The organism is Streptomyces sp. NPDC058671, assembly GCF_042716475.1.
GTDB lineage: Bacteria > Actinomycetota > Actinomycetes > Streptomycetales > Streptomycetaceae > Streptomyces.
The window spans coordinates 122,296-135,293 of record NZ_JBHXSA010000022.1; the positions used below are offsets into that span (position 1 = coordinate 122,296).

Below are 12,998 nucleotides of genomic sequence, written 5' to 3' on the forward strand. Positions count from 1 at the left end.
TGTGCCCTTCCCCTCCCGTACGGCGCCAACCATAATCCCCCACACCCGCGGGGGGGGGGGTCCCGCCCACATCCCGCACCCGCCCCCACGCGTCGCGCTGTGTTACTTCCTGCTGTAGTTCGGCGCCTCGACCGTCATCTGGATGTCGTGCGGGTGGCTCTCCTTGAGACCCGCCGAGGTGATGCGGACGAACCGGCCGTTCGCCTGGAGCTCCGGAACCGTGCGGCCGCCGACGTAGAACATCGACTGACGCAGACCGCCCACCAGCTGGTGGACGACGGCCGAGAGCGGGCCGCGGTAGGGCACCTGGCCCTCGATGCCCTCGGGCACGAGCTTCTCGTCGGAGGCCACGCCCTCCTGGAAGTAGCGGTCCTTGGAGAAGGAGCGCTGCTCGCCCCGGGACTGCATGGCGCCGAGCGAGCCCATGCCGCGGTACGACTTGAACTGCTTGCCGTTGATGAACTGCAGCTCGCCCGGGGACTCCTCGCAGCCCGCGAGCAGCGAGCCGAGCATCACCGTGTCGGCACCGGCGACCAGTGCCTTGGCGATGTCGCCGGAGTACTGCAGACCGCCGTCGCCGATGACCGGGACGCCCGCGGCCCTGGCGGCGAGGGAGGCCTCGTAGATCGCGGTGACCTGCGGGACGCCGATGCCGGCGACCACGCGGGTGGTGCAGATGGAGCCGGGGCCCACGCCGACCTTGATGCCGTCGACACCGGCGTCGATCAGCGCCTGGGCACCGTCGCGGGTGGCGATGTTGCCGCCGATGACGTCGACGGAGGAGTTCGACTTGATCTTGGCGACCATCTCGCCGACCAGGCGGGAGTGGCCGTGGGCGGTGTCGACGACGATGAAGTCGACGCCCGCCTCGATCAGGGCCTGGGCACGCTCGAACGCGTCACCGGCGACACCGACGGCCGCGCCGACGAGCAGGCGGCCTTCCTTGTCCTTGGCGGCGTTCGGGTACTTCTCGGCCTTGACGAAGTCCTTGACCGTGATGAGGCCCTTGAGGATGCCGGTGTCGTCGACCAGCGGCAGCTTCTCGATCTTGTGGCGGCGGAGCAGCTCCATGGCGTCCACGCCGGAGATGCCGACCTTGCCGGTGACCAGCGGCATCGGGGTCATGACCTCGCGCACCTGGCGGCTGCGGTCCGACTCGAAGGCCATGTCGCGGTTGGTGACGATGCCGAGGAGCTTGCCGGCCTGGTCGGTCACCGGGACGCCGCTGATGCGGAACTTCGCGCAGATCGCGTCGGCCTCGCCCAGCGTCGCGTCCGGGTGGACCGTGATCGGGTCGGTGACCATGCCGGACTCGGAGCGCTTCACCAGGTCGACCTGGTTGGCCTGGTCGGCGATGGAGAGGTTGCGGTGCAGGACACCCACGCCGCCCTGTCGCGCCATGGCGATCGCCATGCGGGACTCGGTGACCTTGTCCATGGCGGCGGAGAGCAGCGGGATGTTCACCCGCACGTTCTTCGAGATGTACGAGGCGGTGTCGATCTGGTCGGGCGCCATGTCGGACGCGCCCGGCAGCAGCAGCACGTCGTCGTAGGTCAGCCCGAGTGTCGCGAATTTCTCGGGCACTCCGTCGACGTTGGCAGTCATGACACCTTCCCAAATGGCCTTGATCGGTGCGGGACGTCCATGCTAACGGGCCGAAGCGGTGTCTCATTCCACGAGCAAGATCGGCGGGAAGCTTTGGACGTTCACACGTGTACGAAAGGGATGACGGGGCCCGCCGAGGCTTACTGCTCGGCCAGCGCCCTGAGCCGGCTGAGCGCACGGTGCTGCGCGACCCGGACGGCGCCCGGGGACATGCCGAGCATCTGCCCGGTCTCCTCGGCGGTCAGGCCGACCGCGACCCGGAGCACGAGCAGTTCGCGCTGGTTCTCCGGCAGGTTGGCGAGCAGCTTCTTGGCCCACTCGGCGTCGTCGCTGAGGAGCGCGCGCTCCTCGGGGCCGAGGGAGTCGTCGGGCCGCTCGGGCATCTCGTCGGAGGGGACGGCCGTGGACCCCGGGTGCCGCATGGCGGCCCGCTGGAGGTCGGCGACCTTGTGTCCCGCGATGGCGAAGACGAAGGCCTCGAAGGGCCTGCCCGTGTCCTTGTAGCGCGGCAGCGCCATGAGGACGGCGACGCAGACCTCCTGGGCCAGGTCCTCGACGAAGTGCCGGGCGTCGCCCGGCAGCCGGTTGAGCCGGGTGCGGCAGTACCGCAGGGCGAGCGGGTGGACACGCGCGAGCAGGTCGTGCGTGGCCTGGGCGTCGCCGTCGACCGCGCGGTGGACGAGCGCGCCGATCTCCCCGCGCCCGGAGGGCATGGGGGATACCGCGGTCTCGTCGTCGCGCATCGCTCCATGGTGCCCCGACGCTTTCGCGTTCGCGGCACCGCCTCCGTAGTTGTGCACCGAAGCGTTATGAGCAGGTGCGCCGGAACTCATCTCCCGCGCCCTCCCCTCCCGCTCGATCGACTCGTCCCCGAGGAACTCCACATCTCAAGGATGCGGCATACGGCGGGGAAGTGACACAAGCCCACCCCGTCCACCCCACGACGGACGCGGACGAGGACGGGGATGTGGCCGGTGACCTGCGATTCAGCGGACCAGGCCCCAGCGGAATCCGAGGGCGACCGCGTGCGCCCGGTCAGAGGCGCCCAACTTCTTGAAGAGACGTCGGGCGTGGGTCTTGACGGTGTCCTCGGAGAGGAAGAGTTCGCGCCCGATCTCCGCGTTGGACCGGCCGTGGCTCATGCCTTCGAGGACCTGGATCTCGCGCGCGGTGAGGGTGGGCGCGGCGCCCATCTCGGCCGAACGGAGCCGGCGCGGGGCGAGCCGCCAGGTGGGGTCGGCCAGCGCCTGGGTGACGGTGGCCCGCAGTTCGGCGCGCGAGGCGTCCTTGTGGAGATAGCCGCGGGCACCGGCGGCGACCGCGAGGGCGACGCCGTCGAGGTCCTCGGCGACCGTGAGCATGATGATGCGGGCGCCGGGGTCCGCGGAGAGCAGCCGGCGGACGGTCTCCACGCCGCCCAGACCGGGCATGCGCACGTCCATCAGAATCAGGTCCGAGCGGTCCGCGCCCCAGCGGCGGAGGACTTCCTCGCCGTTGGCCGCGGTGGTCACGCGCTCGACACCGGGCACGGTCGCGACCGCGCGGCGGAGCGCCTCTCGGGCAAGCGGGGAGTCGTCGCAGACGAGGACGGATGTCATGCGTGACCTCCGCGGCTCTCGCAGCTGTTGCGCGTCACCTTGAGCCTCCAGGGCTGTACGTAATCGTCACCTGTGCGATTGACGCCCTCGGACACCTGCCCGAGCGCTTGTTCCTTCAACCGCCTCCGCACACTCAACGACGGTCACTCGAAAGAGTTACGGGCCGGACGGCAGCCTTCGGCACTCTACGTGAGGGGCCGTGTGCGGAGGAGAGCGACGCGAGCCTTCTGCCCTCCATCGAGGTGGACTGCCCCATTTAGCGGGATTTCTTCCCTTTTCGCAGTGTCTGTGGCTAGATTCGCAATGAGTCATATTTACATCTACTTAGACAGTAGGTGTACCGACCCGGACCCGCGGGAACACGAGGAGCCCCGGGCATCAGCCATCCACCCGCCCACCTATCCGTTCGACACGGTTTCAAGGGGACTAGCGCAATGGCAGATTTCTCCCGCCTTCCCGGACCCAACGCCGACCTGTGGGACTGGCAACTCCTCGCGGCCTGCCGCGGGGTCGACAGCTCCCTGTTCTTCCACCCGGAGGGAGAGCGCGGCGCGGCACGGAGTGCGCGTGAGAACTCGGCGAAAGAGGTCTGCATGCGGTGCCCGGTACGCGCGGAGTGCGCGGCACACGCACTCGCCGTACGGGAGCCCTACGGCGTATGGGGCGGCCTCACCGAGGACGAACGCGAAGAGCTCATGGGACGCGCGCGCAATCGCCTGATCACCGCGGCGCCGACGACGGCGCCGGGCGCGTCCTCCATGACGACGTCGGCGTCGGCCGGGAGCCGGCCGACCGTGGAACGTATGTGAAGGAACGTTTTTCCAACTAGCCGTACAGAAGGGACGCGCCCGCTTCGGACCGCGCTCACGCGCGCGTCGCACGTTCCCTACGCGCGCGTGGCGGCGCGGCTCAGCTCGTCGAGCGTGGCGGCCACGGCCGGGACCATGGCGAGGTCGGGCAGCGTCAGGGCCACGATCTCCCGCTCCACGGCGGGCTCCACGGCCACGGTCCGCGCCCCCTTGGGCCGTACGGACTCGATGGCGAGTTCCGGCAGGACCGCCACGCCGAGGCCCGCGCCGACGAGGCCCACCACGGCCGGGTAGTCGTCGGTGGCGAAATCGATACGAGGGGTGAAGCCCGCCTCCTCGCAGACGTCCACCAGCTGACGGCGACAGCGCGGACAGCCCGCGATCCAGGACTCCTCCGCGAGTTCCGCGATGCCCACCGACTCCGCGTCGGCGAGCCGGTGCCCCTCGGGGACCAGGCCCACCAGACGGTCGGCGAGGATCGGCCGGACGACCAGGTCGTCCCATTCGGCCTGCCCGGCTCCGTACCGGAAGGCCAGGGCCACGTCGCAGTCGCCGTCGCGGAGCATCTCGATCGAGCGCGGCGGTTCGGCCTCGACCAGCGAGACGCGGGTGCCGGGGTGCGCGGCCCGCAGCGCGGCGAGCGCGGTGGGGACGAGGGTGGAACTGCCGCTGGGGAAGGACACGAGACGGACCCGGCCGGCCCTGAGCCCGGCGATGGCGGCGACCTCCTCCTCGGCGGCGGTGAGGCCGGCGAGGATGCCCGAGGCGTGGCGCACGAGGGCCTCACCGGCCTGGGTGAGACGCATCTCGCGGCCGGTGCGGATCAGCAGCGGCGTGCCGGCGGAGGCTTCGAGGGCCTTCATCTGCTGGCTGACGGCGGGCTGGGTGCAGCCGAGTTCGCGCGCGGCGGCCGAGAAGGAGCCGGTGGCGGCGACGGCGCGCAGGACGCGGAGATGGCGTGCCTCGATCATGCGTTCCAGCATAAGCGAATCTTGGGTGAAGTCGTTCTTATTCGCCCCCGGCTTTGAGACGGCGCCCGTAAAGTGCCCGCATGACCTTGCTGAGTGTGAATGTGGGCCGTGCCAGGACCGTGGACTACGCCGAAGCCGCCTCCGGCCTCACCGCCATCGACAAGCGTCCGGTCGAGGGGCCCGTACGGATCGAGGCCCCCGGCGCGCCCGGTGTCGGGAGGAGCGGGCTCGCCGGGGACACGGTCTGCGACCTGCGGTTCCACGGCGGCGACGACCGGGCCGCGTACGCCTTCGCCCGCGAGGACCTGGACCTGTGGGAGCGGGAGCTCGGCCGGGAGCTCGCCAACGGCTCGTTCGGCGAGAACCTCACCACCCGGGGCGTCGACGTGAACGGGGCGCTGATCGGTGAGCGCTGGCGGATCGGTGACGACGTCGTCCTGGAGGTCACGGGTGGCCGCATCCCCTGCCGTACGTTCGCGGGCTTCGTGCGGGAGAAGGGCTGGGTCCGGCGGTTCACGCAATCACAGGCCGGTCCCGGCGCGCTGCTGCGGGTGATCGTGCCGGGCGAGATCCGCGCCGGCGACCCGGTCACCGTCGTCCACCGGCCCGAGCACGACATCACCGTCGCCCTGCTCCACCGCGCCGCCACCGCCGAACGGACCCTGCTGCCCAGGACCTTGGTCGCCGCCGCATGGATGGAGTCGGGACTCCTCGATCTCGCACGTCAGTACGCGGACAAGTACACCCGCGCGGAGGCGCCGTGAGGGGGCACTACCGTGCCCGTATGACGACTGCACTGATTACGGGCGCCACCGCGGGCATCGGCGCCGCCTTCGCACGGAGACTGGCGGCGGACGGTCACGACGTGGTGCTCGTGGCCCGGGACGTGAAACGGCTCCGCGAGCAGGCGACGGAGCTGCACGACCGGCACGGCGTCGAGGCCGAGGTGCTCGCGGCGGACCTCTCCGAGGAGAAGGGCATCGCCGCCGTCGAGGCCCGGCTCTCGGACCCCAGGCAGCCGGTGGACCTCCTCGTGAACAACGCGGGCTTCGGCAACAAGGGCCGCTTCCTCGAAGTGTCCATGGCCGACGAGTTGACGATGCTCCGGGTGCACTGCGAGGCGGTCCTGCGGCTGACGTCGGCCGCCGCCGCCTCGATGAAGGCGCGGGGGCGGGGCGGGGTGGTGAACGTCGCCTCGGTGGCCGCCTTCGTACCCCGGGGCACGTACGGGGCGTCGAAGTCCTGGGTCGTGCAGTTCACCCAGGGCGCGGCGCGGGACCTGGCGGGCAGTGGGGTGCGCCTGATGGCGCTCTGCCCCGGCTTCGTACGGACCGAGTTCCACGAGCGGGCCGGCATGGGCACGGAGAACATCCCGGGCTGGATGTGGCTCGACGCGGACAAGCTGGTGACGGCGGCTCTGTCGGACCTGGCGCGGGGGAAGACCCTGTCGATCCCGGACCCCCGCTACAAGGCCCTGATGGGTGTGGTGAAGCTGGCGCCGCGCGGTCTGCTGGGCGGGGTCTCCTCGAAGGCGGGCCGCAGGTACGGCCCGAAGTGACCGTCTGGACGGAGCGGGGTCCAGCCTGGTCGTGGGGTCCCTTCCGGGGCGTCGAGGACGAGGGGGCACGGATCTCGGCGCGGCCGTGGCGAGGGGGGCGGAGAGGACCCGGACGCCGGGGGGCGGGGTTCGGGCCCACCACGTCAAGAGGCCGAGATCGAATGATCGAAATATCTCAGCTTTCGATCATTCGGGGTCGGATGTGAACTAGGGTCGGGACACCACGACCACCGCGAGGGGGAACTGCGCCGTGCGCGAGAGTGCTGCCGAACGACACGACCGACTGCTGGCCCTGGTGCGCGAGCGCGGCACCGCCCGCGTCGCCGACCTGGCCGAACGGCTCGGGGTCTCCCCCGTCACCGCCCGCCGCGACGTCGAACTCCTCGCCGGCCGGGGCCTCCTCGACCGGGTGCACGGCCAGGTGTCCTGGCCCCGGCGGCAGGGCGTCCCGACCCCAGGACGCCCCGCCGAGGGCCTGGTCATCGGCCTGCTCGCCCCCTCGGCCACGTACTACTTCGCCGAGGTCATCCGAGGGGCGCACGAGGCGGCCGCCCGCGTCGGCGCCCGGCTCGTGCTCCGCGTCTCGGACTACCGGCCGGAGGAGGACAGGGCCCGCACCGAGGGGCTGCTCGCGGCCGGCGCGCAGGGGGTGCTCGTCGCCCCGGGCTGGCGGGGCCCCGAGGACCGGCTCGCGTACGGGGACTGGCTGGCCGAACTCCCCGTACCGGCCGTCCTCCTGGAGCGCCGGGCCGTACCGGGCAGCCCGCTCGACGGCCTGGACCGGGTGGTGTCCGACCACGGGCACGGCGTCCTGCTCGCCCTGCGCCACCTGCTCGCCCTCGGGCACGCGACGCCGCTGCTCGTGGCGCGCGGGGACTCCCCGACCGCACTCGCGGTGCGCGCCGGATACGCCGAGGCGCTGAGCACGCTGGGCCTCGCGGAACCACGGCCCGTCATCGACTCCGTGCCGGCGGAGGCGGACCCGGAGGGCTTCGAGCGGGCCGTGCGGGCCCTGCACGAGGCGGTCGGCTCGGGCCTCGCGGGCGCGGCCCTGGTCCACAACGACGTGGACGCGATCGAGATCGTGCAGCGCCTCTCCGAGCTGGGCGTCCGGGTGCCGCAGGACCTGGCCCTGATCGCGTACGACGACGAGGTCGCCGCCCTCGCCGACACACCGCTGACGGCGGTCGCCCCGCCCAAGCGGCAAGTGGGTCGGCACGCCACCGAGCTGCTCGTGGAGCGGCTCACCGAGGGCGCCGACGAGAACGCGGCGCGGCGCCATCTGGGCCTGCTGCCGAGGCTGCGGGTGCGGGACTCCTGCGGGGCGCACTCCACACTCTCCATGTGATCTATTTTCGATCAATCAATCTTTCGCTCTTGACTTCGGTCATGAACGGTCACAGGATCACGGCCACAACCTCCGCCGCCTGCCCTCAGGAGCCGTGCCGTGACCCGTAGTTGGAGCAGAACGTCCCGTGTCATAGCCGGCACCGCCACCGCCCTCGCCGTGCTCACGGCCTGCGGCGGCGGCGGTGACGACACCGCGAACAAGGCCGACGGGCCCGTGACCCTCACCTTCTGGGGCTGGGCCAAGGGCTCCAAGGACGTCGTCGACGCCTTCAACGCCTCCCACACCGACATCCAGGTGAAGTTCGAGGAGATCCCCTCCGGCACCGCCGGCGGCTACGCCAAGATCTCCAACGCCGTGAAGGCCGGCAACGCCCCCGACCTCGTCTCCATCGAGTACTCCTCACTCCCCGAGTTCGTCAGCTCCGGCGCCCTCCAGGACATCGGCGGCGAGTTCACCGAGGCCGACCGCGCCGCACTGCTCCCGCAGACCGTCGAACTCACCACCCTCGGCGGCAAAACCTGGGCCGTCCCCTTCGACGCCGCCCCGCAGGCCTTCTTCTACCGCAAGGACCTCTTCGCGACGTACGAGGTCCAGGTCCCCACCACCTGGGACGCGTTCAAGAAGGCCGCCGAGCAGGTCAGGAAGGCCGACGCCAAGGCCCGTATCGCCACCTTCTTCCCCGACGACCCCACCACCTTCGAGGCCATGGCCTGGCAGGCCGGCGCCCAGTGGTTCAAGGCCGAGAACGACACCTGGAAGATCGACACCACCGACGCGGCCACCACGAAGGTCACCGCCTACTGGCAGGGCCTCCTCGACGCCGGACTCGTCCACAAGAACGCCTCCTTCAGCCCCGAATGGACCGGCTCCCTCAAGAACGGCACCACCATCGGCTACCTCGGCGCCTCCTGGGGCGCGGGCGTCCTCAAGGGCACCCTGCCCGAGCAGGACGGCAAGTGGGCCGTCGCCCCCATGCCCAGCTGGGACGGCAAGCCCGCCAGCGGCATGCTCGGCGGCACCTCCTTCGCCGTCACCAAGGACAGCGACAAGAAGGCGGCGGCCGTCACCTTCGCCGAGTGGATGTCCACCACCGAGGACGGCGTCAGGGCCCGGATCGCCTCCGGCACCTCCTCCGCGTTCCCGGCCGCCACCGCGCTGCGCCCCGTCGCCAAGAAGGCCTTCGACGCGAGCTACTACGGCGGCCAGGACATCTACGCCCTGTTCGAGGCCGCGGGCGCCTCCATCCGCCCCGACTGGGCCTGGGGTCCGACCACCGGCACCACCAACACCACGATCAAGGACCACTTCGGCAAGATCGCCCAGGGCGGTCCCGGCATCGCCGACGCCGTCGAGGCCGGTCACGACGCCACCGTCGCCGAGCTCACCAAGCGCGGCCTGAAGGTCGAGGGCTGACCGGGTGAAGGCCCGCACCCGCGCCGCCACGATCCTGCTGACCCCCTTCTTCCTGCTGTTCACCGCGGTGATGGTGGTGCCGATCGGATACGCGGTCTGGCTCAGCCTCTTCACCGAGAAGCAGTCCGGACTGGGCTTCGGCGGCGCCGAGACCGTCTTCACCGGCCTCGACAACTACACCGCGGCGCTGGGTGACCGGGCCTTCCGCGAGGGCTTCGGCATCCTGCTCGGCTACTGCCTGCTCTACATCCCGCTGCTGCTCGCCGGTGCCCTCGGCCTCGCCCTCCTGCTCGACTCGGCACTCGCCCGCGCCCGCCGCTTCTTCCAGCTCGCGCTCTTCCTGCCGCACGCCGTCCCCGGCATCATCGCCGCCCTGATCTGGGTCTACCTCTACACGCCCCAGCTCAGCCCGGTCGTCCAGGCGATGGAGGCCGGAGGCGTCGGCTTCGACTTCTTCTCCCCCGAAGGCGCCCTCCCCAGCGTCGTCAACATCGCCCTGTGGGAGTGGCTCGGCTACAACATGGTCATCTTCTACGCGGCCCTCCAGGCCATCGACCGGTCCGTCCTCGAAGCGGCCACCGTCGACGGGGCCGGCGCCTGGCGCATCGCCTTCTCCGTCAAGATCCCGCTGGTCAAGGCCTCCCTCGCGATGGTCGGCCTCTTCACCGTCATCGGTTCCCTCCAGCTCTTCACCGAGCCGCTGATCCTCAACAAGGGCACCGGCTCCGCCGTCACCTCCACCTGGACGCCGAACATGTACGCCTACACCGCGGCCTTCGACCGCAACGACTACGGACTCGCAGCGGCCGCCTCCGTACTCCTCGCCCTGACGGCGGCGCTGCTCTCCTTCGCCGTGACGCGACTGACCGGCCGGAAGGAGAAGCGCGCGTGAGCAGGCCCCGCACCCCCTCCGTCTGGCTCTCCCGGGCCGCCGTCAACGCCGCCCTTCTCCTCGCCGTCGTCTACATGCTCTTCCCGCTCGTCTGGCTGCTCACCGCCGCCACCAAGGACGCCGGCGGACTCCTCGCCGGAAACGCCTTCTCCTTCGAGGGCTTCGACCTGGGCGGCAACCTCTCCCGGCTCGCCGAGTACGACGACGGCATCTACTTCCACTGGTACCTGAACAGCCTCCTCTACGCCGGAATCGGCGCCCTCGCCTGCTCGCTCGTCAGCGTCGCCGCCGGATACGCCTTCCACGTCTACGACTTCCGGGGCAAGGAGAAGCTCTTCGGCCTCGTCCTCGTCGGCGTGCTCGTCCCCACCACCGCGCTCGCCCTGCCCATGTACCTTCTGGCCAGCGAGGTCGGCGTCGTCAACACCTACGGGGCGGTCCTGATCCCCGTCCTCGTCAACCCCTTCGGCGTCTACCTGTCCCGGGTCTTCTGCGCCGGCTACATCCCCGACGAGGCCCTGGAGGCCGCCCGCATCGACGGGGCCGGCGAACTGCGCGTCTTCTGGTCCATCGGTCTGCGCATGGTGATGCCCGGCTTCGTGACCGTCTTCCTCTTCCAGTTCACCGCCGTCTGGAACAACTTCTTCCTCCCCCTGGTGATGCTGTCGGACCAGAAGCTCTACCCGCTGAGCCTCGGCCTGTACGCGTGGAACAGCAACGCCCACGCGGAGCCCGGCTTCTACCCCCTCGTCGTCACCGGGTCGCTGCTCGCCGTCGTCCCCCTCGTCGTCGCCTTCGTCTCCCTCCAGCGCCACTGGAAGGCCGGTCTGACGGCCGGCAGCGTCAAGTGAGGAGCACAGGTACGACGATGCACCCGACCACTGACAACCGCCCCGCGCTGCTGCTTGCGATGGGCCCGGGCGTCGCCGAACGCCTCCTCACCGACGCCCACCGCACCCGCCTCGCGTCCCTCACCCGCACCGACCCCGACCTGGTGGCCGCCGACCTGACCGCCCCGGATCCCCGCGTCGCCGCCGCCCTGGCGGAGGCCGAGATCCTCCTCACCTGCTGGGGAGCGACCCCGCTCACCGACGAGGTCCTCGACCGCGCGCCGCGCCTGCGGGCCGTCGTCCACGCCGCCGGCTCGGTCAAGCACCACGTCACCGACGCCTGCTGGACCCGGGGCCTGCGCGTCACCTCGGCCGCCGCCGCCAACGCGCTGCCGGTCGCCGAGTACACGCTCGCCGCGATCCTCCTCGCCGGGAAACGGGTCCTCGGTTCGGCCCGGCGGTACGCGGAACTCCGCGCCGACCACGCCTGGCTCACCGAGTCCGCCGACTGGGGCAACTACCGCCGCACGGTCGGCGTCGTCGGCGCCTCCCGCATCGGCCGCAGGGTCGTCGACCTCCTGCGCCCCTTCGACATCGACGTCCTCCTGTACGACCCGTACGTGGAGGTCCCGCCTCCCGGCGTGGAACTGGTGACGGACCTCGACGAGCTGTGCGCCCGCAGTTCGGTCGTCACCGTCCACGCGCCCCAGCTCCCGTCCACGTACCGCATGATCGGCGCGCCCCAGCTCGCCGCGATGCCCGACGGAGCGACCCTCGTCAACACCTCCCGAGGCTCCCTGATCGACGAACAGGCCCTCCTCCCCCACCTCCTCACGGGCCGCCTCCACGCCACCCTGGACGTGACGGACCCGGAGCTCCCGCCCCCCGACTCCCCCCTGTACACCCTCCCGAACGTCCTCCTCACCCCCCACGTGGCGGGCTCCCTGGGCAACGAACTGCACCGGATGGCGGACCAGGCGATCGAGGAGGTGACCCGGTACGCGCGCGGCGAACCCTTCGCCGAGGAGGTACGGGCGTCGGACCTCCAGCGGTCGGCGTGAGGGGGCGGGGGCCGGCGTCTCCCCCTGCCCGGCGGGGGCACCCCACCTAGACTGGAGAGATCCCACCCGGGTCGGGAGGCGTCATGAGCTTCGTGCAAATCATCGACTGCAGGACCAGCCGGGTCGACGACCTGAACCGCCTCATGGATCAGTGGGTCGATCAGACCAAGGGCAAGCGGACCGCCACCCACAGCATCGTCGGCAAGGACCGCTCGGACGCCTCTCACGTCGTGGAGATCGTCGAGTTCCCGTCGTACGACGTGGCCATGCGGAACTCGCAGCTCCCCGAGACCGACCGGATCTTCCGGGAGATGGTCGCGCTCTGCGACGAGATGCCGACCTTCACCGATCTGGACGTGGTGCGGGACGAGGCGCTGTACAAGTCCAGTGCCCGTCGTCTCCTGGAGATGATGGCCGACGAGCCGGAGCTGGCGCTGCTCGACCAGGTGCTCGCGGAGGGGTATCACGACCACGATCCGACCGATGAGCAGGACGCCATCGGCATGGACGCGGTCCGGCGCGTGGTGGAGATGTGGCGGCAGGGCTTCGACTTCGCCTTCGCCGTCGACGACCAGATCGCCGAGGGCGACCGGGTCTGCACCCGCTGGACCTGGAGGGGCAGTCACACCGGGGACTTCATGGGGCTGCAGCCCACCGGCATGGAGGTGACCATGACGGGGACGGTCATCCACCGCTTCCGGGAGGACGGGAAGATCGCGGAGGGGTGGTGGCAGTACGACCTGCTCGGGCTGATGGGGCAGCTCGGCGCCGTGGAGGCGTAGGAACGCGAGAAGAAGGAGACACCGAGGCCCGGGGGCCCCCCCCCCCGGGGCCCCCGGCGCCCGGTAACAAAACAAAGTGACTTATAAAAAAAAAAAAAACCCCCACACAATAAAAAAAAAAAAGATCA

Annotated in this window: 13 protein-coding genes; 9 read left to right on the forward strand and 4 right to left on the reverse strand. The window is 70.7% G+C overall.

Annotated elements, in window-relative coordinates:
• Nucleotides 1-102: 102 nt before the first annotated feature.
• The 3 genes from guaB to ACFWV2_RS25635 all read right to left on the reverse strand — a co-directional run bounded on the left by guaB (nt 103) and on the right by ACFWV2_RS25635 (nt 3,203).
• Nucleotides 103-1,605 carry an IMP dehydrogenase gene (gene guaB / locus ACFWV2_RS25625; protein WP_360785409.1) on the reverse strand — a complete coding sequence of 501 codons (1,503 nt, stop codon included), beginning with the start codon at nt 1,603-1,605 and terminating at the stop codon, nt 103-105.
• A gap of 140 nt (nt 1,606-1,745) precedes the next feature.
• Nucleotides 1,746-2,348, reverse strand: a complete 603-nt coding sequence (locus ACFWV2_RS25630) for a sigma-70 family RNA polymerase sigma factor (protein ID WP_360785408.1) — start codon at nt 2,346-2,348, stop codon at nt 1,746-1,748.
• A 243-nt stretch (nt 2,349-2,591) separates the two neighbouring features.
• Complete coding sequence (locus ACFWV2_RS25635) at nt 2,592-3,203, reverse strand: response regulator transcription factor (protein ID WP_003948568.1); 612 nt, start codon at nt 3,201-3,203, stop codon at nt 2,592-2,594.
• Nucleotides 3,204-3,637: 434 nt separating this feature from the next.
• On the opposite strand from ACFWV2_RS25635, the gene ACFWV2_RS25640 reads away from it, so the two are divergent.
• The gene (locus ACFWV2_RS25640) at nt 3,638-4,012 is read left to right on the forward strand and encodes a WhiB family transcriptional regulator (RefSeq protein ID WP_384408103.1); all 375 of its coding nucleotides are present in this window, start codon (nt 3,638-3,640) and stop codon (nt 4,010-4,012) included.
• Between the two features lie 77 nt (nt 4,013-4,089).
• Here ACFWV2_RS25640 and ACFWV2_RS25645 read toward each other — a convergent pair whose 3' ends face one another.
• The gene (locus tag ACFWV2_RS25645) at nt 4,090-4,983 is read right to left on the reverse strand and encodes a LysR family transcriptional regulator (RefSeq protein ID WP_384408105.1); all 894 of its coding nucleotides are present in this window, start codon (nt 4,981-4,983) and stop codon (nt 4,090-4,092) included.
• Between the two features lie 80 nt (nt 4,984-5,063).
• On the opposite strand from ACFWV2_RS25645, the gene ACFWV2_RS25650 reads away from it, so the two are divergent.
• From ACFWV2_RS25650 to ACFWV2_RS25685, 8 genes are all read left to right on the forward strand, one after another.
• The gene (locus tag ACFWV2_RS25650; RefSeq protein WP_384408107.1) at nt 5,064-5,747 is read left to right on the forward strand and encodes an MOSC domain-containing protein; all 684 of its coding nucleotides are present in this window, start codon (nt 5,064-5,066) and stop codon (nt 5,745-5,747) included.
• A gap of 20 nt (nt 5,748-5,767) precedes the next feature.
• Nucleotides 5,768-6,541, forward strand: a complete 774-nt coding sequence (locus tag ACFWV2_RS25655; protein ID WP_384408109.1) for an SDR family NAD(P)-dependent oxidoreductase — start codon at nt 5,768-5,770, stop codon at nt 6,539-6,541.
• A 250-nt stretch (nt 6,542-6,791) separates the two neighbouring features.
• Complete coding sequence (locus tag ACFWV2_RS25660; RefSeq protein WP_384408111.1) at nt 6,792-7,889, forward strand: substrate-binding domain-containing protein; 1,098 nt, start codon at nt 6,792-6,794, stop codon at nt 7,887-7,889.
• Between the two features lie 99 nt (nt 7,890-7,988).
• Complete coding sequence (locus tag ACFWV2_RS25665) at nt 7,989-9,305, forward strand: ABC transporter substrate-binding protein (protein ID WP_384408113.1); 1,317 nt, start codon at nt 7,989-7,991, stop codon at nt 9,303-9,305.
• A gap of 4 nt (nt 9,306-9,309) precedes the next feature.
• The gene (locus tag ACFWV2_RS25670; protein ID WP_384408115.1) at nt 9,310-10,197 is read left to right on the forward strand and encodes a carbohydrate ABC transporter permease; all 888 of its coding nucleotides are present in this window, start codon (nt 9,310-9,312) and stop codon (nt 10,195-10,197) included.
• Nucleotides 10,194-11,048 carry a carbohydrate ABC transporter permease gene (locus ACFWV2_RS25675; protein ID WP_384408117.1) on the forward strand — a complete coding sequence of 285 codons (855 nt, stop codon included), beginning with the start codon at nt 10,194-10,196 and terminating at the stop codon, nt 11,046-11,048. Before ACFWV2_RS25670 ends, ACFWV2_RS25675 begins: the two co-directional genes overlap by 4 nt.
• Nucleotides 11,049-11,065: 17 nt before the next feature.
• Complete coding sequence (locus ACFWV2_RS25680) at nt 11,066-12,088, forward strand: hydroxyacid dehydrogenase (protein ID WP_384408119.1); 1,023 nt, start codon at nt 11,066-11,068, stop codon at nt 12,086-12,088.
• Nucleotides 12,089-12,171: 83 nt separating this feature from the next.
• Nucleotides 12,172-12,870 carry an ester cyclase gene (locus tag ACFWV2_RS25685; RefSeq protein WP_384408121.1) on the forward strand — a complete coding sequence of 233 codons (699 nt, stop codon included), beginning with the start codon at nt 12,172-12,174 and terminating at the stop codon, nt 12,868-12,870.
• The last annotated feature ends 128 nt before the right edge of the window (nt 12,871-12,998 follow it).